We start from the raw sequence: 22,271 nt of genomic DNA, 5'->3' as shown, positions 1-22,271 counted from the left end.
GCATGAAAAAGCCGCTCTTCGGAGCGGTTTTTTTTCGTCTGCGATTTTTGCCGTCTACGGCGTGGGGAAATAGACGCCGGCGCGCTGCGCGGCGTTCGCGATGTGCGTCTCGATCGCCTTGCCCGCGGCGAGCGAATCGCGGGCCTTCAACGCGTCGAGAATCGCGCGATGTTCGGTGTACGTGGACAGCACCCGCTCGCGCCGGTAGAACGGCATGCGCTGGCTTTCCTGCATGATCTCGGCGCTGCTGCGCAGGATCGACTCGATCGCCGCATTGCCCGCGATGCTGACGATGCGCATATGGAACGCGTAGTCGAGCCGAGCCGCTTCGTCGAGTTCCTCGCAGGCGAGCGCGCTTTGCATCGCGGTGATGTTTTCCTCGAGCCACGCGAGGTCGTCGTTGGTGACCGCGAGCACCGCCATGCGCGCGACGAAGCCTTCGAGCGCGTAGCGCATCTGATACGTGTCGGGCAGCGACGACTGCTCGGCGAAGCGCCACGCCTGCGCGTTTTTCGCCTGCGCGCTTTCCACGTAGACGCCCTTGCCGGGGCGGATCACCAGCAGACCAAGCGCTTCCAGCGTGGACAGCGCTTCGCGCAGTGAGGCCCGGCTGATCGACAGTTCATCGGATAGCTGGCGCTGCGCCGGCAGCAGACTGCCCACCGGATAGACGCCCGCCTCGATACGTTCGCGGATGGTCGCGATGGCCGCGTCGGTGACGGTGTGCGGGACGTTTTTCATGAGGGATCGCTCGGTAGCGTGGTCTGACCGCAATTCTAATCCTTGCGCGCGAGAAGGCGCGCCGCGCGCCGTCTGAAATCCCGAATCCGACCCGAAATCGCCGAAAAAACAACGGGTAAACACTGCTCGATGAGTCCTTGACGCGGGTATATCGGCTTCCTACTATTCGCCATAACAGCACTGGTCGGACCAGTATGAACAGAAGTGACCGAGACAACCATCCGCAGGAGGAAGCCGTGTTGAAATTCTTCAATTCGCTATTTGGCCGGGTCGTGATAGCGCTCGTGGTCGGCATCGTGCTCGGTGCCGTGTTTCCGCATTTCGCGCAGTCCTTGCGGCCGCTTGGCGACGGCTTTCTGAAGCTGATCAAGATGGTGATCGGGCCGATCGTGTTCTGCGTGGTGGTGAGCGGCATGGCGCACGCGGGCGATCTGCGCAAGGTCGGCCGCGTCGGCTTGAAGTCGGTGATCTACTTCGAGGCGATGACGACGATCGCGCTCGTGATCGGCGCGGTGCTCGCTTACGCGACGCGTCCTGGTGCAGGTATGAACGTGAACCTGAAGTCGCTCGATGCGGCGTCGCTCGCGACCTATACCGAGCACGCGAAGAGCCTGAAGGACACAGCGGGCTTCCTGCTGAAGATCATCCCCGACACGGCGATCAACGCGTTCGCGACCGGCGACATTCTGCAGATCCTCGTGTTCTCGGTGCTGTTCGGCTCGGCGCTGTCGCTGCTCGGCAAGCGCGCGCAGCGCGTGAGCGGGTTGATCGATGAGCTGTCGCAGGTGTTCTTCCGCGTGATGGGCTTCATCATCAAGCTCGCGCCGCTCGGCGTGCTCGGCGCGATCGCGTTCACGACCGGCACTTACGGCGTCGAGTCGCTGAAGCAGCTCGGCATGCTCGTGCTGGTGTTCTACGCGAGCTGCGCGGTGTTCGTCGTGCTCGTGCTCGGCGCGGTGATGCGGCTCGCCGGCTTCAGCATCTTCAAGCTGATCCGCTATCTGCGCGAAGAACTGTCGATCGTGCTCGGCACCGCGTCGTCCGACGCCGTGCTGCCGCAGATCATGCGCAAGCTCGAATGGATGGGCGTCAAGGATTCGACGGTCGGTCTCGTGATTCCGACCGGCTACTCGTTCAACCTCGACGGCTTCTCGATCTATCTGACGCTCGCGGTGCTGTTCATCGCCCAGGCGACCAACACGCCGCTGTCTATTCATGACCTGATCGTCGTCGTGCTGGTGTCGCTGGTGACGTCGAAGGGCGCGCACGGCATTCCGGGCTCGGCGATCGTGATTCTCGCGGCGACGCTCTCCGCGATTCCCGCGATTCCTGTGCTCGGTCTCGTGCTGATTCTGCCGGTCGACTGGTTTGTCGGCATCGCCCGGGCGCTCACCAACCTGATCGGCAACTGCGTCGCGACGGTGGTGGTCGCCGTGTGGGAAAACGATATCGACAAGGCGCGCGCGCATCGCGTGCTGAATCGCGACGCGGCGCTGCGCTACGTGCCCGTCGTCGACGACACGCTCGTCGAACCCGGTGCGGCCGAACCCGCGCCGGCGGTCTGACGGCTGCGCGGGTATCTGGTCTGACCAGACGAACCGGCATCGCTTCCTGGACAGCTCCTCGACCTTTTTTCGCAAAGCCGGCGGTTGCCGTGGCGCCGCCGGCTGTTTCCGACCTCTTCGACACCGACCGACATCATGGCCAACCCGATCCTCGACCCGAACGCTCCCGCCTTCACACGCCGCTACGTGAACCTCGCCGATCCGCGCCTCGGCGCGAAGGCGCTGTTCGCCAGCGACGAATTCTTCGCGCCGAAAGAGCGCATGCTCGACCCGCAGCCGGCGGTGTTCATCCCCGGCAAATACGACGACCACGGCAAGTGGATGGACGGCTGGGAGACGCGTCGCAAGCGCACGACCGGCCATGACCATTGCGTGATCCAGCTCGCGCGGCCGGGCGTCGTGCATGGGGTCGATCTCGATACGAGCCACTTCACCGGCAATTTCCCGCCGGCGGCGTCGATCGATGCCTGTCATAGCGACGCTGACGTGCCGCCCGAGCACGCCGACTGGCAGCCGCTCGTGCCGGCGACAACGCTACAGGGCAACCAGCATCACTACGTCGAGGTGAAAGACGCGCGCCCGGTCACCCATCTGCGCGTGAATCTGTATCCGGACGGCGGGCTCGCGCGACTGCGCGTGTATGGCCAGCCGCAGCGCGACTGGAGCCGCGTCGAGCGCGGCACGCTGCTCGATCTCGCCGCGATCGAAAACGGCGCGTACCTCGTCGCCGCGAACAACCAGCATTTCGGGCCGGCCTCGCAGATGCTGATGCCGGGCCGTGGCGTGAACATGGGCGACGGCTGGGAAACGCGGCGGCGTCGCGAGCCGGGCAACGACTGGGCGATCGTCGCGCTCGCGCGGCCCGGCGTGATCCGCAAGATCGAAGTGGACACCGCGCACTTCAAGGGCAACTTCCCGGATCGCTGCTCGCTGCAGGCGGCATCGGTGACGGGCGGCACCGACGATTCCCTCGTCACGCAGGCGATGTTCTGGCCGGTGCTGCTCGGCGAACAGAAACTGCAAATGGATCATGTGCACGCGTTCGCGGACGACCTCGCCGCGCTCGGGCCGCTCACGCACGTGCGCTTCAACATCTTCCCGGACGGCGGCGTGTCGCGCCTGCGTCTGTGGGGCGAGATCGCTTAACGCAAGCAACGTCATGGAGCGGCACGCATGAAGATCCTGCAGATGGAACGCCTGACGCGCGCGGCCTTCGCGCCGTTCGGCGACGTGATCGAACTCGACGGCGCGCGTCGTTTTCCGATCAACGGCGGTACCACCGAGCGCTATCACGACCTCGCGCGCGTCGACGTGGTGGAGCAGGGCGGCCGGCCGCTCGTCAGTCTGTTTCGCGCGCAGCCGCGCGCGCTGCCCGTCGAGATCACGATGATGGAGCGGCATCCGCTCGGCAGCCAGGCTTTCATTCCGTTACGCGCGGGCCGATATCTGATGGTGGTCGCGCCGGCCGGCGAGTTCGACGCCGCGCGCATGCGCGCGTTCTGGACCGATGCGTGGCAGGGCGTCAATTACGCCAAAGGGGTCTGGCACCATCCGCTGCTCGCGCTGGATCAGGTCAGCGACTTCATCGTCGTCGATCGCGGCGGCGATGCGCCGAATTGCGACGAATTGCAGTTGGCCGAGCGGTGGCGGCTCGCCTTCGAGCCGAGCGCGGAACTGGTCGGATAGCGGCGATTGCCGCCGCCTGAATAAAAAAGACCCGGCCGATGCCCATCGGCCGGGTCTTTTTTCTGACTTGCCAGGTCGCGTTGGCAGGCGACCCGCGACGCATCAGTGCTTACGATGCGGGCAATTCTCCTTCGTGCACGCCCCATACAGTGCCAGCGCGTGTTCCTGCAGCTTGAAGCCGCGTGCCTTGGCGATGGACTGCTGACGGCTTTCGATTTCGGGGTCGAAAAATTCCTCGACCAGCCCGCAATCGAGGCACACGAGATGGTCGTGGTGCGACCCCTCGTTCAGTTCGAACACCGCCTTGCCCGATTCGAAATTGCTGCGCGAGAGCAGGCCGGCCTGCTCGAATTGCGTCAACACACGATACACGGTGGCGAGACCGATATCGAGCTCCTCGTGCAGGAGGTTGCGGTACACGTCTTCGGCGGTCAGGTGACGCACCGGGCTATGCTGGAAAATCTCAAGGATTTTGAGGCGCGGAAGGGTCGCCTTGAGCCCGATATTCTTGAGATCGGTTGGATTGGTCATGACAAGGGATCCCTAGAGTACAATGCTGGGCTCTCATAGTAATGTGTTTTGGCGTTCTGGTCATTTTCGATGGAATGAGCGCGGCCCGCAAGCGGGCCCGCACGGTGAGTGAAATGATTTCTAAATCTCAATTGATCTACCGGGGGAGCCGCATGCGGGGTACCTTGATCGCTGTTGCGACTGTCGCGGTTCTTGCCGGATGTTCCACATACGACAGCCTGACCCAGCGCATTGCCCAACGCATTACGCCGTATCGGATTACGGTTGTGCAAGGTAATTTCGTGTCGCAGGAAATGGCCGACCAGATGAAGGTCGGCATGACGCGCGCGCAGGTGCGTCAGTTGCTCGGCACGCCGCTGCTGACCGACATGTTCCACGCGAATCGCTGGGATTACGTGTTCTATTTCAAGCGCGGCTCGACGTCGATCGTGCAGCAGCGTGACTTCGTCGTGTACTTCTCCGGCGACCTCGTGACCCACTGGACGGGCGGCGAGGATCTGCCGACCAATCTCGAATTGCTGGCCGAAATCGACGGTGATCGCCGTGGCCGCCGCCCGAACGCGACGCCGCCGCGCGCGACGAGCGCGGCCGAGGCCGCCAACGCCGTGGCCGCCAGCGACGCAGCCGCCGCTAGCGCGGCCGCCGCCGCGGCACCGGCTACCGTGGATACGACGCGCTCGCCGTCGGTCGAAGGCGCCCAGCAGGCCGCCACGCCGTCCATGGACGCCAACGCGGAAGCCGCCCAGGCGGCCAATCGCGCAACGAGCGCGGTGCCGACGCCGAGCCGCGCGCCGTCCGTGCGGTCGGCCGTGCCGAGGGCGGGCGCCGGCGGGATCCCGACGCAAGGCCCGACGTCCGGCGGTCAGCCGCAGTTCCAGTTCAAGCGTCCGCCGCCGCCCGCTCAGGAGAACGAGAGCAACCCGGTCGGCCCGACGGGCTCGCAAAGCAGCGGCAGCCCGACGTTGAACACTTCGCCGGCGACGCCGGGAACGAGCAACTGATTTGCTCGTCGGTGTTGTGAGGCGGGCTGCGCGCCACATGTGCGGCGCCCGCCAGATGTGTGTTTGTCCGTCACCAGGCGAGGTCGGAAATGCGCCGCTTGGGCCGCATGAATGTGTTGCCGTGGTTGCCGCGGCAGTGGGTCGCCGCAGCGGGCCGTATCGGTCAGTCACCTGAGCGAGCCGTCCCGATCGGCCGCCCCCATTGGCTCCAGCAGCGAGCCGGGCGATTTCGCTCCCTGCCGCCGCATGTCCCTATATCGACCGGGCGCATTCCCCGGCACACTGGTCCGGGCATTCGCCGGGCCGCGTTTGCCGGGCTCCATACCGGTTGACTCTTTTCGAATCCTCATCGTCATGAAAATTGCCATTGCGGGCGCATCGGGCCGAATGGGCCGCATGCTCATCGAAACCGTCCTCAACGACGCCGACGCGACGCTGTCCGGCGCGCTCTGCCGCACGGGCGCTGCGCAGCTTGGCCAGGACGCCGGCGCGTTCCTCGGCAAAGAGACCGGCGTGCTGATGTCCGACGACATCGAGCGTGTGTTCGCCGAATCCGACTACCTGATCGACTTCACGCGTCCCGACGCGACGCTCGCGCATCTCGAAGCCGCGCAGCGCCACGACGTGAAAATGGTGATCGGCACGACCGGCTTCGACAACGCGCAAAAAGCGCAGCTGCGAGCGGCGGCGCGGAAGATCGGCGTCGTGTTCGCGTCGAACATGAGCGTCGGCGTGAACGTCACGCTGAAGCTGCTCGAATACGCGGCGCGGCACTTCTCCACCGGCTACGACATCGAGATCATCGAGGCGCATCATCGTCACAAGGTCGACGCGCCGTCCGGCACCGCGCTGACGATGGGCGAAGTGATCGCCAACGCGCTCGGCCGCAACCTCGACGACTGCGCGATCTACGGTCGCGAAGGCGTGACCGGCGAGCGCGATCCGTCGACGATCGGCTTCTCGGCGATTCGCGGCGGCGATATCGTGGGCGATCATACGGTGCTGTTCGCGGGCATCGGCGAGCGCATCGAGATCACGCACAAATCGGCAAGCCGCCTGTCATATGCACAAGGCGCGCTTCGTGCTGTACGCTTCCTCGAAGGCCACGACAACGGCTTCTTCGACATGCAGGACGTGCTCGGCCTGCGTTGAGCGAAGCCCGTTGCGCATAGTCGGAGTAGCGCATCCCGAGCGCGCCCTCCCGAAGTCACTTTCCCAAGGCGAGGTCAGATGGCAGGCAGCAGCGGCATCATCCATTACCTGCAAACGAGCGACGCAATCACGCATGGCGTCGCCTATGTGCTGCTGGCCATGTCGATTGCGAGCTGGTGTTTTCTGATCGTCAAGAGCTGGATTCTGACGCGCGCGAAACGCCAGGCCAACCGGGCGATCGCGCGCTTCTGGCAGGCGCCGACGCTCGCCGAAGGCGTCGCCATCCTGCGCCGCACTGATCGTGAGCGCGTGTTCGCGCCGCTCGCCGAAGCGGCGCTCAATGCGGCCGAGGTCGACATTCCGGGCGCGCTGCTCGCGCGCGTCGAGCGCAGCGAACGGGTGCTGCGCGCGCTGCGCCAGGCGCTCAATGCGTCGCAGCGGCGGCTCGAGTTCGGTCAGGTGCTGCTTGCGTCGGTTGGCAGCACCGCGCCGTTCGTCGGTCTGCTCGGCACCGTATGGGGTATCTATCACGCGCTCGGCAGCATCGCGGCGAGCGGGCAGGCGCAGATCGAGAACGTCGCGGGACCGGTGGGCGAGGCGCTGATCATGACCGCCTTCGGTCTGGTGGTGGCGATTCCGGCGGTGCTCGCGTACAACGTGCTGGGCCGCCTCGTGCGGCAATTGTCCGAGGAGTTGGACGGCTTCGCGCACGATCTGCATGCGTACGTGTGCTCCCCAACCGAGCACGCGCCGACGCCTCCGCGCGCGCAGCAGGCGGCGCGCGAGGCGCACCGCTGACTTGTCACGCGCGGCGGGCTCGGCACATCGCGACCTTCCTCGCACGACACACCGCCCATCGCACGGGCAAGCTCAGACGCAAGGAGGCGACATGGCATTCGGCGGACTCGAGAAGAAGCAGACGGCCGCGCCGATGGCCGAGATCAACATGACGCCGCTGATCGACGTGATGCTGGTGCTGCTGGTGATTTTCATCATCACCGCGCCGCTGTTCTCGCACGCGATCCGGCTCGATCTGCCGAAGGTCGCGGCGGCGCCCGCGCGCCAGACCCCGCAAACCATCTCCCTTTCGATCGACGGCGCCGGCAAGCTCTACTGGAACGGCAAGCCGATCACGCTCGCGCAGATGCGCGCGCAGTTCGCCGAGGCCGGCAAGCGGGCGGATCAGCCGGACATCCAGTTGCGCGCGGAGCGCTCGACGCGCTACGAAGTGATTGCGCAGGTGATGGGCGCCGCGCAGCAGGCGGGGCTCGAGCGGATCGGCTTCGTGACGGACCCGCCGCCGCCCGCCGCGCGGCACTGAGCGCCACCGGGTGCGCACCGCGTTCACCAATCCGGCATACCCAGTCCCGCACCACGCCGCGCGGCGCACCCGTCCGCGAACGGTATAATCAGCCCTTTCCCCGCCGAAGGGGACACGACGCAACGACATTCTGCAGAGCACCGGGCCGGTGCGAAAGCACCGAACCTGGCGATCCCATCACACCATGCACGAAAAATACGTTCCCTCCGACGTCGAAGCCGCCGCGCAAGGGCAATGGCGCGCCATCGACGCCTACAAGACGACGGAAACCACCGACAAGCCCAAGTTCTACTGCGTCTCGATGCTGCCGTATCCGTCGGGCAAGCTGCACATGGGGCACGTGCGCAACTACACGATCAACGACGTGATGTACCGCTATCTGCGGATGAACGGCTACAACGTGCTGATGCCGATGGGTTGGGACGCCTTCGGCATGCCGGCGGAGAACGCCGCGATGGCCAACAACGTGCCGCCCGCGCAGTGGACCTACGACAACATCGCTTACATGAAGAAGCAGATGCAGTCGATGGGCCTCGCGATCGACTGGTCGCGCGAAGTCGCGACCTGCAGCCCTGACTATTACAAGTGGAACCAGTGGCTGTTCCTGAAGATGCTCGAAAAGGGCATCGCGTACAAGAAAACCGGCACCGTGAACTGGGACCCGGTCGACCAGACCGTGCTCGCGAACGAGCAGGTGATCGACGGGCGCGGCTGGCGCTCGGGCGCGCTCGTCGAAAAGCGCGAAATCCCGATGTACTACATGCGCATCACGCAGTACGCGGATGAACTGCTGAACGATCTCGAAGGCCTCGGCTGGCCCGAGCGCGTGAAGATCATGCAGCAGAACTGGATCGGCAAGAGCTTCGGCGTGAACTTCGGCTTCCCGTATGAAATCGACGGCGAACAGAAGCTGCTGCGCGTGTTCACGACGCGCGCCGACACGATCATGGGCGTCACGTTCTGCGCGATCGCCGCCGAGCATCCGCTCGCCACGCGTCTCGCGCAAGACAAGCCGGAACTGCAGCCGTTCATCGACGAATGCAAGCGCGGCGGCGTCGCCGAAGCCGACGTCGCGACGATGGAAAAGAAAGGCATGGCCACCGGCTTCTACGTCACGCATCCGCTGACGCAGGCGAAGGTCGAGGTGTGGATCGGCAACTACGTGCTGATGACTTACGGCGAAGGCGCGGTGATGGGTGTGCCGGCGCACGACGAGCGCGACTTCGCGTTCGTGAAGAAGTACGGTCTGCCGGTCAGGCAGGTCGTCGCGGTCGAGGGCAAGGAATTCTCGACCGAAGCGTGGGCGGAGTGGTACGGCGAGAAGACCGGCACGCTGGTGAACAGCGGCAAGTACGACGGCCTCGCCTACGACGAAGCCGTAGACCGCATCGCCGCCGATCTCAAGGAACTGGGCCTCGGCGACAAGCAGATCACGTGGCGTCTGCGTGACTGGGGCGTCTCGCGCCAGCGTTACTGGGGCACGCCGATCCCGATCATCCACTGCCCGAAGTGCGGCGACGTGCCGGTGCCGGAAAAAGACCTGCCGGTCGTGCTGCCGGAAGACCTGGTGCCGGACGGCACGGGCAATCCGCTCGCGAAGTCCGAAGCGTTCCTGAACTGCACGTGCCCGAGCTGCGGCGGCGCGGCAAAGCGCGAAACCGACACGATGGACACCTTCGTCGATTCGTCGTGGTACTTCTACCGCTACGCGTCGCCGGATGCGAAGACGATGGTCGACGAGCGCACCGACTACTGGGCGCCGATGGATCAATACATCGGCGGTATCGAACACGCGATCCTGCACCTGCTGTACTCGCGTTTCTGGGCGAAGGTGATGCGCGACCTCGGTCTCGTGAAGTTCGGCGAACCGGCGAAGAACCTGCTCACGCAGGGCATGGTGCTCAACGAAACCTATTACCGCGAAAACGAAGCGGGCAAGAAGACCTGGTACAACCCGGCGGAAGTGACCGTGTCGTTCGACGACAAGGGCCGCCCGGTCGGCGCGGTGCTCAACGCTGACGGCCAGCCGGTCGTGCTCGGCGGCGTCGAGAAGATGTCGAAGTCGAAGAACAACGGCGTCGACCCGCAGATGCTGATCGATCAGCACGGCGCGGACACCGCGCGTCTGTTCGTGATGTTCGCGGCGCCGCCCGAGCAGCAGCTCGAGTGGTCGGGTTCGGGCGTCGAAGGCGCGAGCCGCTTCCTGCGTCGCGTGTGGAACTTCGGCTATACGAACGAAGCCGCGCTGCGCGCGGGCGGCCAGTTGGACGCCGCACGCTTCAACGACACCGACAAGGCGCTGCGTCGTGAGATCTATAGCGTGCTGAAGCAGGCCGATTTCGACTATCAGCGCCTTCAGTACAACACGGTGGTATCGGCCGCGATGAAGATGCTCAACGCGCTCGACGGCGCGAAGGGCGCGCAGACCGCCGTGCTGCGTGAAACCTACGGTGTGATGCTGCGCGTGCTGTACCCGGTCGTGCCGCACCTGACGTTCCAGCTGTGGCAGGAGCTCGGCTATGCCGACGAATTCGGCCCACTGCTCGACGCGCCGTGGCCGAAGGTCGACGAGAAGGCGCTCGAACAGGCCGAGATCGAACTCGTGCTGCAGGTGAACGGTAAGGTGCGCGGCGCGATCACGGTCGCGAAGGACGCGTCGCGCGAAGCGATCGAGCAACAAGCGGCCGTGCACGAAATGGTAGCGAAATTCAGCGAAGGCAAGGCGCCTAAGAAGATCATCGTGGTACCGGGCCGTCTCGTGAACGTGGTCGTTTGACGTTCCAGGCCCTCATCCGGCAGACGGAGCGCCGCCCGCCCGGCGGCGTTCCTCGGCACCGCGAATCCACTGCGAACCGGGAGCGAATGTGACTCGCAGATCGTTTTTGACGCTCGCTTGCAGCGTAATGATGTTGTCGGCCTGCGGCTTCCAGTTGCGCGGCCAGCAGGACTTCGCGTTCAAGCGCCTCTATGTGGCGGGCGGCTCGCCCGCGGCCATGGCGCGCTTCACGCGCATCGTGCAGGGCGGCAGCGACACCGTGGTGGTCAGCTCGCCCGCCAATGCCGATGCGCTGCTGCAGATCACGCAGAACCGCAACGTCAGCACGCTGACGCTGAATTCGCTGGGTGTCGTCGCCGAGTATCAGCTGAATTTGCAGATGACCTACACGCTGACCGGCAAGGACGGCACCGTGTTGATTCCGGGCAGCGTGATCGCGCTGAACCGCGCGATGACCTATAGCGACCAGTTCTCGCAGGCGAAGGCCGCCGAGTCCGACATCCTGTTCGCCGACATGGAAAACGACGCGGTCGATCAGTTGGTCCGCCGTCTCGGCGTGGTGCGCTCGCTGCATCCGACGCAGGCCGAGGCCGTGCCGGCCATCGTGCCGCGCGCACCGCTGCCGCCGCCGCCGCTGTGAGCATCGCACCGTTCGTGATTCGTCGAATCTCATTCATCCCGTCAACCGCCAGCCATGCAACTGCGACCTGACGCGCTCGAAACGCATCTCGCCCGCGGCCTCGCCGGACTGTACGTCGTATACGGCGACGAGCATCTGCTCGCGCAGGAAGCGTGCGATCGCATCCGCGCGGCGGCGCGCGCGGCCGGCTTCACCGACCGCTCGGTGTTCACGGTCGAGCGCGGTTTCGACTGGAGCTCGCTGCTCGGCGCGAGCCAGTCGATGTCGCTGTTCGGCGACCGTCAGCTGGTCGAGTTGCGCATTCCGTCGGGCAAACCCGGTAAGGAAGGCGCCGATGCGCTGAAGGCGCTCGCATCCACCGTCAACGACGACGTGCTGACGATGATTACGCTGCCGCGCCTCGATGCGGCCACGCAAAAGTCGGCATGGTTCACCGCGCTCGCCGACGCCGGCGTCGCGCTGAAGATCGATCCGGTCGAGCGCGCGCAGCTGCCGAACTGGGTCGGGCAGCGGCTCGCGGCCCAAGGTCAGCGCGTCGCAGCCGGCGAGGAGGGGCGGCGTGCGCTCGCGTTCATCGCCGAGCGCGTCGAGGGCAATCTGCTCGCCGCGCATCAGGAAATCCAGAAGCTCGGGCTGCTGTATCCGAACGGCTCGCTGAGCTTCGATCAGGTTCAGGACGCGGTGCTCAACGTCGCGCGCTACGACGTGTTCAAGCTCAACGAGGCGATGCTCGCGGGCGACGTCGGCCGTCTCGCGCGCATGCTCGACGGGCTGCGCGGTGAAGGCGAGGCCGCGGTGCTCGTGCTGTGGGCGGTCGTCGAAGAAGTGCGCACGCTGCTGCGGATCAAGCGCGGCGTCGCGGCCGGCAAGCCGCTCGCGATGCTCACGCGCGAGAACCGCGTGTGGGGTCCGCGCGAACGGCTGGTCGGACCTGCGCTGTCGCGCGTCAGCGAAGCGGCGCTCGAAACGGCACTCGCGCTGGCGGCGCGGCTCGACCGGCAGGTGAAGGGGCTGTCGGGCGGCACGCGGGGTAATCATCGCAACGATCCGCCGCCCGATCCGTGGGACGGCCTGTTCGAACTCGCGATGACGGTGGCGGCGCCGAAACCGTCGGCAGCTTCGCCAGTGCCGCCGCCGCGACCTCGGGTGCCAACGGCGGCGCCAGCGCGGCGGCCAGTCTGAAGCGGCACAGCTGATTCGCGCGAGCGTCGAAGCAGTGGCTGACGCGAGCAATCGTGGACCGACTGCCAGTCGTTCCACACATACAGACCAGCGTGTTTCGCGTGCCACGCGCCGAACGAAACGCATCGGCGAACCTGCGACAGCACAGTGCACCCGCCGCCCGCGTGCGAGCAAAGCCCCGGTACCCGACTTACAATCGTTTGATCTTTCGCTAATCCTGCCCGACCACCGCATGCCAACGTGCGGGGCATCACGAGAATGACCATGGATATCGACCAGTACATGACCGACCTCGGCCAACGCGCCCGTCAGGCTTCGCGCGCGATGGCGCGGGCGTCGACCGCCGCGAAGAATGCGGCGCTTGCGGCCGTTGCCGAGGCGATCGAGCGCGATGCCGATCTGCTGAAGGCCGCCAATGCGCGCGACGTCGAACGCGCGCGCGGCAAGGGCCACGATGCCGCGTTCATCGACCGGTTGACGCTGTCCGACAAGGCGCTGAAAACGATGGTCGAAGGCCTGCGCCAGGTCGCGGCGCTGGCCGACCCGATCGGCGAGATCAGCAATCTGAAGTACCGGCCGAGCGGCATCCAGGTCGGCCAGATGCGTGTGCCGCTCGGGGTGATCGGCATCATCTACGAATCGCGCCCGAACGTGACGATCGACGCGGCCGCGCTGTGCCTGAAGTCCGGCAACGCGACCATTTTGCGCGGCGGCTCGGAAGCGCTCGAATGCAATACCGCGCTCGCGAAGCTGATCGGCGAGGGCCTCGAAGCGGCCGGTCTGCCGCAGGACGCGGTGCAGGTGGTCGCGACGTCGGACCGCGCGGCGGTCGGCAAGCTCATCACGATGACCGAGTACGTCGATGTGATCGTGCCGCGCGGCGGCAAGAGCCTGATCGAGCGTTTGATGAACGAAGCGCGCGTGCCGATGATCAAGCACCTCGACGGCATCTGCCACGTTTATGTCGACGATCGCGCGGACCTGCCGAAGGCGCTGAACGTCTGCGACAACGCGAAGACGCACCGCTACGGCACCTGCAACACGATGGAGACGCTGCTGGTCGCGCGCGGCATTGCGGCCGAAGTGCTGCCGCCGCTGGGCAAGCTGTATCGCGGCAAGGACGTCGAGCTGCGCGTCGATGCGGCGGCGCGCGCGGTGCTGGCCGATGCGGGCGTCGGTCCGCTCGTCGATGCGAGCGAGGAAGACTGGCGCACCGAATATCTCGCGCCGGTGCTCGCGATCAAGGTGGTCGACGGCATCGACGCGGCGATCGAGCACATCAACACGTATAGCTCGCAGCACACCGACGCGATCGTCACCGAAGACCACGATCGCGCGATGCGCTTCCTGCGCGAAGTCGATTCGGCGAGCGTGATGGTCAACGCGTCGACGCGTTTCGCGGACGGCTTCGAGTTCGGCCTCGGCGCCGAGATCGGCATTTCGAACGACAAGCTGCACGCGCGCGGCCCGGTCGGCCTCGAAGGGCTGACGTCGCTGAAATACGTCGTGCTGGGTCATGGCGAAGGCCGTCAATAAAGCACGAATCGAAGCGCCACAACAACAAGGACCACAAGGACCCCCGCCGATGCTTTGGGTAAAGACGTTTCACATCGTATTGATTGCCTCCTGGTTTGCCGGCCTGTTCTATCTGCCGCGCATCTTCGTCAATCTGGCGATGGAAACTGAACCCGCCGCGACGGCGCGTCTTCTGCTGATGGCGCGCAAGCTGTTCCGCTTCATGAGCTTCATCGCCGTGCCCGCGATCGCGTGCGGCCTGTGGTTGTGGCTCGTGATCGGCATCGGCAGCGGGCAGGCCTGGATTCACGCGAAGGTCGGCGTGGTCGTGCTCCTCGTCATCTATCACGCGTATTGCGGCGTGCTGTTGCGCAGGTTCGAGCGCGGCGAGAATCGCCGCTCGGACAAGTGGTATCGGATGTTCAACGAGCTGCCGGTGCTCGGTATGCTCGCGGCGGTCGCGCTGGTGGTGATCAAGCCGTTCTGAGCGGCTGACGGCGTTAAGCAGGGCGCTGGAAAAGATCAAAGGGCGGTATGCCGGTTGAATGGCACACCGCCCTTTTGCGTTATCCCGTCGTTCCGCATTCCATCGCAGCGGTTCACCCCTGCGAATCCACCCGCCGCCGGTGGATCACTTCCTTCGTTTGCGCGAGCTTCTCCAGCAGTTCGGGCCCGCGGGTCAGCGCGACGCCGACCGCCAGAATGTCGCCGATCGCCAGATGTGACACTCGCGAGGTCATCGGGGAGAAGATGTCGGTGTCTTCGTCGACGTTCGCAAAGAGGCCGACGGTTGCGAGCCGCGCGAGCGGCGAGTTGCCGTGCGTGATCGCGATCACCTTCGCGCCCGCGTTCAGCGCGGCCTTCGCGGCATCGATGATGTCGCGCGTGCGGCCCGTATTGGAAATCGCGACGACCACGTCCCCAGGTCCGAGCAGCGCGGCCGACATCAGAAACGTATGCGGGTCCGAATACGCGACGCTCGGCATGCCGAGCCGAAAGAACTTGTGCTGCACGTCGAGCGCGGCGATGCCTGAGCCGCCCGCTCCGTAGAACTCGATGCGCTTCGCTTGCGCGAGCATGTCGATCGCCGCGGCGACGCTATCCGACGACAGATTGTTGCGCACCTGAATCAGCGCGCCGATCGTCCGGTCGAGCACCTTCGCGGCGACGCCCGGCGTCGGCTCGTCGGGCCGCACGTCGCGATAGACGGCGGGCACTTCGCTGGCGATGCCCTGCGCGAGACGGATCTTGAATTCGCGAAAGCCGGAGAAACCGAGCGCGTGGCAGAAGCGCGCGATCGTCGGCTGACTCACGCCCGCGCGCGCGGCGACCTCGGTCATCGACAGATCGAGCACCTCGCGCGGCGCCTCGATCACGTAATCGGCCAGCTTGCGCTCGGACGGGCGTAGCTGGTCGCGCATCTCTTCCACCTGGGACAGCATCATCGGAAAACTCGCACTATGCTGAAGAACGTGTGGACTATATCCGATTGGTCGTTGGCGCACAAAAGCTAGGTACAAAAACTACATATCGGTGGGTAAGTGTATTCCCTAGTTTTCTGCTGTAAAGCGCTGAGGTACGCCAGTAGGGTGACTTGGCGATCCGTGCCATGCGGCGCCGCAACAGAGTTCGTCATTGCGATCGTGTAGTTTTTCTACTAAGATGGCGTCGTTCGATAACACAACCCCGCGATACCGACTGGTGTCATGCGTGCGCCTGCCGCCAGCGACGAAGGAGCTCCGATGGTTTCCCCGCATTCGCAATTGTTGAAGGTCACGCAACGCGTGATCGAGCGCAGCAAGCCCACGCGCGAAGCGTATCTGGCCCGCATCGAGCATGCGCAGGGGCGCTTTCCGGCGCGCGGCGCGTTGTCGTGCGCGAACCTCGCTCACGGTTTCGCCGGCCTCGAGGGCAACGACAAGCTCGTGATCAAGCAGATTCGCGAGCCGAATATCGGCATCGTGTCGTCGTACAACGAGATGCTGTCGGCGCACGCGCCGTACAAAAACTACCCGGACATCATCAAGCAGGCCGCGCGCGAAAACGGCGGCGTCGCGCAATTCGCGGGCGGCGTGCCGGCGATGTGCGACGGCGTCACGCAGGGCAACGCGGGCATGGAGCTGTCGCTGTTCTCGCGCGAAGTGATCGCGATGAGCACGGCCGTCGCGCTTACCCACAACATGTTCGACGCGGCGCTGTGCCTCGGCATCTGCGACAAGATCGTGCCGGGCCTGCTGATCGGCGCGCTGCAGTTCGGCCATTTGCCGACCATCTTCGTGCCGGCCGGCCCGATGGCAAGCGGCCTGTCGAACGACGACAAAGCCAGGACGCGTCAGCAGTTCGCGACCGGCCAGTGCGGCCGCGACGCGCTGCTCGAAGCGGAAGCGGCCGCCTATCACAGCCACGGCACCTGCACGTTCTACGGCACCGCGAACAGTAACCAGATGCTGATGGAAGTGATGGGCCTGCATCTGCCGGGCTCGGCCTTCGTGCATCCGCACACGCCGCTGCGCGACGCGCTGACCGCGCAGGCCGCGCGCCGCGTGCTCGATCTGACGGTCGAGCGCGGCCACTACATGCCGATCGGCCATGTGGTCGACGAGAAGGCGATCGTCAACGGCATCGTCGCGCTGCTGGCGACCGGCGGTTCGACCAATCACACGCTGCACCTCGTCGCAATCGCGCGCGCGGCCGGCATCGTGATCGACTGGGACGACTTCGACACGCTGTCGCAGGCGGTACCGCTGCTTGCGAAGATCTATCCGAACGGCAAGGCCGACGTGAACCACTTCCACGCGGCGGGCGGCGTCGCGTTCCTCGTGCGCAATCTGCTCGAAGGCGGTCTGCTGCATGAAGACGTGAATACGGTCGCGGGCAAGGGCCTGAAGCGCTACACCGAGGAGCCGAAGCTGCTCGACGGCAAGCTGCAATGGGTGGCAGGTGTCGAGGCGAGCGCGGACACAGCGGTGCTGCGCGGCATCAAGGAGCCGTTCCAGCCGGACGGCGGCCTGCGTCTGATGCAGGGCAAGCTCGGCCGCGGCGTAATCAAGATTTCGGCGGTCGCGGCTCAGCACCGCAAGGTAAAGGCGCCGGCAATCGTGTTCGATTCGCAGGAAGCGGTGCAGGAAGCGTTCGACAAGGGCGAGCTCAAGCGCGACTTCATCGCGGTGGTGCGCTTCCAGGGCGCACGCGCAAACGGCATGCCCGAGTTGCATCGTTTGACGCCGCTGCTCGGTGTGCTGCAGGATCAGGGTTTCCATGTCGCGCTGGTGACCGATGGCCGTATGTCGGGCGCGTCGGGCAAGGTGCCGGCGGTCATCCATCTGTCGCCGGAAGCGTTGCTGCAAGGCCCGATCGGCAAAGTGCGCACGGGCGACATGCTGGTGATCGACGCCGAAGCGGGCGTGCTCGACATCGAGATCGACGCAGCCGAGTGGGCCGCGCGTCCGAACGCCGAGCCGCTGCATCAGGCGGACAACGAAGTCGGCTTCGGCCGCGAGCTGTTCGGCGTGTTCCGTGCGGCGGCGGCGCCGGCCGAGCAGGGCGCGTCGGTGTTCGGCAAGCTGGTCGGCGAGGGCGGCACGGTCGACGGCCAGCACGGCCACGGCAGCCATCACAAGCACGGCCACGACGGTGACCATCAGCACGGCCATCAACCCAGCGACCATCACACGAGCACCGCGCAAGCCGGCGCGGCGCCGCAGAAACAAGGAGTCTGACTATGACGTCGAAAACAGTAAGCGATATCGTGCGCCTCGGCCCGGTGATTCCGGTGCTCGCGTTCGACACGGTCGAACAGGGCGAACACGTGTCGCGCGCGTTGCACGCGGGCGGCGTGAAGGTGCTCGAAATCACGCTGCGCACGCCGGCGGGCCTCGGCGCGATCGAGCGTGCGTGCGAACTCGCGGACGACATCGTGGTCGGTGTCGGCACGATCACGAAGCCCGAGCATTGCGCCCAGGCGAAGAAGGCGGGCGCGCAGTTCGGCGTGTCGCCGGGTCTGACCAAGGACATGCACAAGGCCGCGCAGGATGTGGGTCTGCCGCTGTTGCCCGGCGTGATGACGCCGTCGGACATCATCCTCGCGCTCGAGCTCGGCTACGAGATCGTCAAGTTCTTCCCCGCACAGCAGGCGGGCGGCGTGCCGATGCTGCAGGCGTTCCACGGCCCGTTCCCGGCGCTGAAGTTCTGCCCGACCGGCGGCATCACGCCGGAAAGCGCGCCGCACTTCCTGTCGCTGCCGAACGTGGTCTGTGTCGGCGGTTCGTGGCTCACGCCGAAGGCCGCGCTCGCCGCGCAGAACTGGGACGAGGTCACGCGCCTCGCGCGCGCCGCGAGCCAGCTGGCGGCACCCGCGCACTAAGCCCCACAACCCAATAACGCATCGGTCAACTGAACCGGGCCCAGGAGTCTCGTCGATACAGCCGCATCAGGCTGTCGCGCCGAGACTCTTTTTTTACTTGATATGCGTGCTGGATTTGCGCGCGCTTTCTGGAAACAAACAGTAAAATTCAGCGTCCGCGCGGCTAGCCGGGTTTTCAGGCATCGCGCAGGTTGCCGTGAGACGAAGTGCCGGCCGCATCCGCACTCTGAAATCAATAAACCAAAGGAGGGGCTTCATGGAATCTGCCCACGGCAGCTTGCTGCTGGTCTACGCATTGATCGCGATCGCGCTGCTGATCTTGATGATCACGCGCTTCAAGGTCTATCCGTTTCTCGTTCTGATCATCGTGTCGTTGCTGCTGGGCCTCGTGGCCGGCATGCCGATGCAGACCATCGTCAAATCGTTCGAAACGGGGAACGGCAACACGCTCGGGCACATTGCCATCGTCGTCGGTCTCGGTACGATGCTCGGCAAGATGATGGCCGAATCGGGCGGCGCCGAGCGCGTCGCGACCACGCTGATCAACTGGTTCGGTGAGAAACACATTCACTGGGCGATGATGGTGGTCGCGATCATCGTCGGCTTGCCGGTGTTCTTCGAAGTCGGCTTCGTGCTGCTGATTCCGATCGCGTTCAACGTCGCCAAGCGCACCAACAAATCGCTGCTGCTGGTCGGCCTGCCGATGGTCGCGGGTCTGTCCGTCGTGCACGGGCTGATTCCGCCGCACCCGGCCGCACTGCTCGCCGTGCAGGCGTATCACGCGGACATCGGCAAGACGATCGCCTACGGTCTGATCGTCGGCGTGCCGTGCGCGATCGTCGCCGGTCCGCTGTTCGCGTTGCTGGTGAGCCGTCATGTCCAGTTGCCGAAGGAAAATCCGCTTGCCGCGCAATTTCTGGGCAGCGACGTGAAGGACGCCAACGGCGTGCAAAGTGGTAACGCCGCGAAGGCCGCTGCACCGAAGCGCGAACTGCCGGGCTTCGGCATCACGCTGGTCACGATCCTGTTGCCGGTGGTCCTGATGCTGGTCGGCAGCTGGGCCGACCTGGTCTTCGAGCCGAAGACGCTGCCGAACGATCTGCTGCGCTTCTTCGGCAACACCGACGTCGCGCTGCTGACGGCCGTGCTGGTCAGCTTCTGGACCTTCGGCGCGAGCCGCGGCTTTAACCGCGAGCAGATTCAGAAGTTCTGCGGAGAATGTCTGGCGCCGATCGCGGGTATTACACTGATCGTCGGTGCGGGCGGCGGTTTTGGCCGCGTACTGATGGATAGCGGTATTTCGAAGGAAATCACCAACGTGGCGACCGCGGTGCATCTGTCGCCGCTGCTGTTCGGCTGGCTCGTCGCGGCGATGATGCGTCTCGCAACCGGCTCGGCCACCGTCGCGATGACGACCGCCTGCGGCATCGTCGCGCCGATCGCGGCGGCGGGCGCGGTGCAGGTGAAGCCGGAACTGATGGTGCTCGCGACCGGCTCGGGCTCGCTGATCTTCTCGCACGTGAACGACGGCGGCTTCTGGCTGATCAAGGAATATTTCGGCATGACGGTGGTGCAGACCTTCAAGACGTGGTCGCTCCTCGAAACCATCATTTCGGTGATGGGGCTGGGCCTGACCTTCGCACTCGCGGCGGTCCTGTAAGGAGTTTCAAATGATTCTGATCGCAATGGGCGTGTCGGGCGCCGGCAAGACGAGGATTGGCGAAATGCTGGCCGAGCGCCTGCATTGTGCGTTCACCGACGGCGACGCGTTCCATAGCGCGGCGAACAAGGAGAAGATGCACCACGGCATTCCGCTCACCGACGAAGACCGCTGGCCGTGGCTGAAGACGATCCGCGCGGCGATCGAGGAAAAGCAGAAAGCGGGCGAGACGGCGGTGTTCACGTGTTCGTCGCTGAAGCGCTCATATCGCGACATTCTGCGTGCCGGCGACAAGGACGTGTGCTTCGTCTACCTGAAGGGTTCGCGCGAGGTGCTCGCGGAGCGTCTCGGGGATCGCACCGGGCATTTCTTCGATCCGTCGCTGCTGCAAAGCCAACTCGATACGCTCGAGGAGCCCGGTGACGACGAAGCGATCACGGTCAGCATCGATCTGACGCCGGAACAGATCGTCGACGAGGTGCTCAGGCAGGTCGAAGCGCGCTGAGTCGTTGATTGCTTCGCGTTCCAGCTTTGAACGCGGGACGAAAAAAAGCCGCTCCTCGGAGCGGCTTTTTTATGCATTGAAGAAGCTGGGCCAGCAGATCAGCCGATCCGCTTCGCCAGTTCGACGGCCCGGCCGATGTACGAGCCGGGCGTCATGGCGAGCAGGCGGTCCTTCGCGTCCTGCGGAATCGCCAGGCCGCCAATGAAGCTCTGCAGCGCCTCGCGCGTGATGCCCTTGCCGCGCGTGAGCTCCTTCAGCTGCTCGTACGGATTCTCGATGCCGTAACGGCGCATCACGGTCTGCACCGGCTCGGCCAGCACTTCCCAGCAGTTGTCGAGGTCTTCGTTCAGACGCTGCGCATTCACTTCGAGCTTGTCGAGGCCGCGGATCAGCGAGTCGTACGCGAGCAGCGAGTAGCCGAACGCGACGCCGATGTTGCGCAGCACCGTCGAGTCGGTCAGGTCGCGCTGCCAGCGCGACACCGGCAGCTTGTCGGCGAGGTGGCGCAACGTGGCGTTCGCGAGGCCGAGGTTGCCTTCCGAGTTTTCGAAGTCGATCGGGTTGACCTTGTGCGGCATCGTCGACGAACCGATTTCGCCGGCCTTCGTGCGCTGCTTGAAGTAGCCGAGCGAGATGTAGCCCCACACGTCGCGGTCCAGATCCAGCAGGATCGTGTTCGCGCGCGAGATCGCGTCGAACAGCTCGGCCATGTAGTCGTGCGGCTCGATCTGGATCGTGTACGGATTGAACGCGAGCTTCAGACGGTTCTCGACGACGTCCTTCGAGAATGCTTCCCAGTCGAACTCCGGATACGCGGACAGGTGCGCGTTGAAGTTGCCGACCGCGCCGTTCATCTTGCCGAGCAGTTCGACCTTCGCGACCCGCTCGATCGCACGCGCGAGCCGCGCGGCGACGTTGGCGATTTCCTTGCCGAGCGTGGTCGGGCTGGCCGGCTGGCCGTGCGTGCGCGACAGCATCGGCTGGGCGGCTTGCGCGTGCGCGAGCGCAACGAGGCGTTGATGCACCGAGCGCAGCGCCGGCAGGATCACGTGTTCGCGCGCGCCGGCGAGCATCAGGCCGTGCGACGTGTTGTTGATGTCTTCCGACGTGCACGCGAAGTGGATGAACTCGCTCGCGCGCTCCAGTTCTTCATGGCCCTTCACCGATTCCTTCAGCCAGTATTCGACGGCCTTCACGTCGTGGTTCGTCACGCGCTCGATTTCCTTGATGCGCGCGGCGTCGTGCGCGGTGAAGCGCTCGGCCAGTTGCAGCAGGAATTGCTCGGACGCCTCGGAGAAGCGCGGCACTTCGGCGAAGCCGGCGCGCGACAGCGCGATCAGCCAGTGGATTTCGACCGTCACGCGATTGCGCATGAAGGCGGCTTCCGAGAGCCAGTCGCGCAGGGCTTCGGTTTTGGCGGCGTAGCGGCCGTCGAGCGGGGAAAGCGCGTTCAGCGCGAACAGGGTGTCGGGGCGGGTGTCGGACATGATGAGGACCGGGTTGAAGCGGTTGAGCGCTCAGCGAGCGGGTCGGGAACGGAGGGAACCGTGGATTTTACCACTGTGACGCGATCGGCCCGCCCGGATGCGTCGGTCGCAATCCGCGCCGCTAGAATGCAGGCTTCTTCCCTCTC

The 22,271-nt window shown here is 65.2% G+C and carries 20 protein-coding genes; 16 read left to right on the top strand and 4 right to left on the bottom strand.

The window, feature by feature from the left end:
* Positions 1-54: 54 nt before the first annotated feature.
* The gene (locus HDG32_RS11490) at positions 55-741 is read right to left on the bottom strand and encodes a FadR/GntR family transcriptional regulator (protein ID WP_184066776.1); all 687 of its coding nucleotides are present in this window, start codon (positions 739-741) and stop codon (positions 55-57) included.
* Between the two features lie 236 nt (positions 742-977).
* Between HDG32_RS11490 and HDG32_RS11485 the strand changes: the two genes are divergently transcribed.
* From HDG32_RS11485 to HDG32_RS11475, 3 genes are all read left to right on the top strand, one after another.
* The gene (locus tag HDG32_RS11485; protein WP_184066773.1) at positions 978-2,306 is read left to right on the top strand and encodes a C4-dicarboxylate transporter DctA; all 1,329 of its coding nucleotides are present in this window, start codon (positions 978-980) and stop codon (positions 2,304-2,306) included.
* A gap of 135 nt (positions 2,307-2,441) precedes the next feature.
* Entirely contained in the window at positions 2,442-3,452 is a 1,011-nt protein-coding gene (gene alc / locus HDG32_RS11480; protein ID WP_184066770.1) for an allantoicase, read from the top strand.
* A gap of 27 nt (positions 3,453-3,479) precedes the next feature.
* Entirely contained in the window at positions 3,480-3,992 is a 513-nt protein-coding gene (locus tag HDG32_RS11475) for an ureidoglycolate lyase (protein WP_184066767.1), read from the top strand.
* A gap of 102 nt (positions 3,993-4,094) precedes the next feature.
* On the opposite strand, the gene fur is transcribed toward HDG32_RS11475, so the two are convergent.
* Positions 4,095-4,523, bottom strand: coding sequence for a ferric iron uptake transcriptional regulator (fur, locus tag HDG32_RS11470; protein ID WP_013090534.1), 429 nt, complete (start codon positions 4,521-4,523; stop codon positions 4,095-4,097).
* 152 nt (positions 4,524-4,675) lie between these two features.
* Here fur and HDG32_RS11465 point away from each other — a divergent pair, with 152 nt between their 5' ends.
* The 9 genes from HDG32_RS11465 (at position 4,676) to HDG32_RS11425 (ending at position 14,597) form a co-directional block, all read left to right on the top strand.
* Positions 4,676-5,524, top strand: a complete 849-nt coding sequence (locus HDG32_RS11465; protein WP_184066951.1) for an outer membrane protein assembly factor BamE — start codon at positions 4,676-4,678, stop codon at positions 5,522-5,524.
* 354 nt (positions 5,525-5,878) lie between these two features.
* Complete coding sequence (gene dapB / locus HDG32_RS11460) at positions 5,879-6,676, top strand: 4-hydroxy-tetrahydrodipicolinate reductase (protein ID WP_184066764.1); 798 nt, start codon at positions 5,879-5,881, stop codon at positions 6,674-6,676.
* Between the two features lie 78 nt (positions 6,677-6,754).
* Positions 6,755-7,474, top strand: a complete 720-nt coding sequence (locus HDG32_RS11455) for a MotA/TolQ/ExbB proton channel family protein (protein WP_184058458.1) — start codon at positions 6,755-6,757, stop codon at positions 7,472-7,474.
* 91 nt (positions 7,475-7,565) lie between these two features.
* Positions 7,566-7,997 carry a biopolymer transporter ExbD gene (locus tag HDG32_RS11450; RefSeq protein WP_184066761.1) on the top strand — a complete coding sequence of 144 codons (432 nt, stop codon included), beginning with the start codon at positions 7,566-7,568 and terminating at the stop codon, positions 7,995-7,997.
* A gap of 184 nt (positions 7,998-8,181) precedes the next feature.
* Complete coding sequence (gene leuS / locus HDG32_RS11445; RefSeq protein ID WP_184066758.1) at positions 8,182-10,773, top strand: leucine--tRNA ligase; 2,592 nt, start codon at positions 8,182-8,184, stop codon at positions 10,771-10,773.
* An 88-nt stretch (positions 10,774-10,861) separates the two neighbouring features.
* Complete coding sequence (lptE, locus tag HDG32_RS11440) at positions 10,862-11,413, top strand: LPS assembly lipoprotein LptE (RefSeq protein ID WP_184066755.1); 552 nt, start codon at positions 10,862-10,864, stop codon at positions 11,411-11,413.
* Between the two features lie 54 nt (positions 11,414-11,467).
* Positions 11,468-12,595, top strand: a complete 1,128-nt coding sequence (holA, locus tag HDG32_RS11435; RefSeq protein ID WP_184066752.1) for a DNA polymerase III subunit delta — start codon at positions 11,468-11,470, stop codon at positions 12,593-12,595.
* Positions 12,596-12,859: 264 nt separating this feature from the next.
* On the top strand, positions 12,860-14,131 hold the full coding sequence (locus HDG32_RS11430) for a glutamate-5-semialdehyde dehydrogenase (protein ID WP_184066749.1): 1,272 nt from the start codon (positions 12,860-12,862) through the stop codon (positions 14,129-14,131).
* Between the two features lie 49 nt (positions 14,132-14,180).
* The gene (locus HDG32_RS11425) at positions 14,181-14,597 is read left to right on the top strand and encodes a CopD family protein (protein ID WP_184066746.1); all 417 of its coding nucleotides are present in this window, start codon (positions 14,181-14,183) and stop codon (positions 14,595-14,597) included.
* A 112-nt stretch (positions 14,598-14,709) separates the two neighbouring features.
* On the opposite strand, the gene HDG32_RS11420 is transcribed toward HDG32_RS11425, so the two are convergent.
* Positions 14,710-15,555 (bottom strand): MurR/RpiR family transcriptional regulator, encoded by an 846-nt coding sequence (locus tag HDG32_RS11420; protein WP_184066743.1) that lies wholly within the window; start codon positions 15,553-15,555, stop codon positions 14,710-14,712.
* Positions 15,556-15,852: 297 nt separating this feature from the next.
* Between HDG32_RS11420 and edd the strand changes: the two genes are divergently transcribed.
* The 4 genes from edd to HDG32_RS11400 all read left to right on the top strand — a co-directional run bounded on the left by edd (position 15,853) and on the right by HDG32_RS11400 (position 20,638).
* Positions 15,853-17,829, top strand: coding sequence for a phosphogluconate dehydratase (gene edd, locus HDG32_RS11415; RefSeq protein WP_184066740.1), 1,977 nt, complete (start codon positions 15,853-15,855; stop codon positions 17,827-17,829).
* A 2-nt stretch (positions 17,830-17,831) separates the two neighbouring features.
* Complete coding sequence (eda, locus tag HDG32_RS11410; RefSeq protein ID WP_184022929.1) at positions 17,832-18,473, top strand: bifunctional 4-hydroxy-2-oxoglutarate aldolase/2-dehydro-3-deoxy-phosphogluconate aldolase; 642 nt, start codon at positions 17,832-17,834, stop codon at positions 18,471-18,473.
* A 256-nt stretch (positions 18,474-18,729) separates the two neighbouring features.
* Positions 18,730-20,133, top strand: a complete 1,404-nt coding sequence (locus tag HDG32_RS11405) for a gluconate:H+ symporter (protein WP_184066737.1) — start codon at positions 18,730-18,732, stop codon at positions 20,131-20,133.
* Between the two features lie 10 nt (positions 20,134-20,143).
* Positions 20,144-20,638, top strand: coding sequence for a gluconokinase (locus HDG32_RS11400; protein WP_090801834.1), 495 nt, complete (start codon positions 20,144-20,146; stop codon positions 20,636-20,638).
* 98 nt (positions 20,639-20,736) lie between these two features.
* Here HDG32_RS11400 and purB read toward each other — a convergent pair whose 3' ends face one another.
* Positions 20,737-22,125 (bottom strand): adenylosuccinate lyase, encoded by a 1,389-nt coding sequence (gene purB, locus HDG32_RS11395; RefSeq protein ID WP_184066734.1) that lies wholly within the window; start codon positions 22,123-22,125, stop codon positions 20,737-20,739.
* Positions 22,126-22,271 lie beyond the last annotated feature (146 nt).

Source organism: Paraburkholderia sp. CI2, assembly GCF_014201055.1.
In the GTDB taxonomy this organism is placed as follows: Bacteria; Pseudomonadota; Gammaproteobacteria; order Burkholderiales; family Burkholderiaceae; genus Paraburkholderia; species Paraburkholderia tuberum.
The sequence above is the reverse complement of the archived record's forward strand: the minus strand, read 5'-3'. Positions and strand labels throughout refer to the sequence as shown.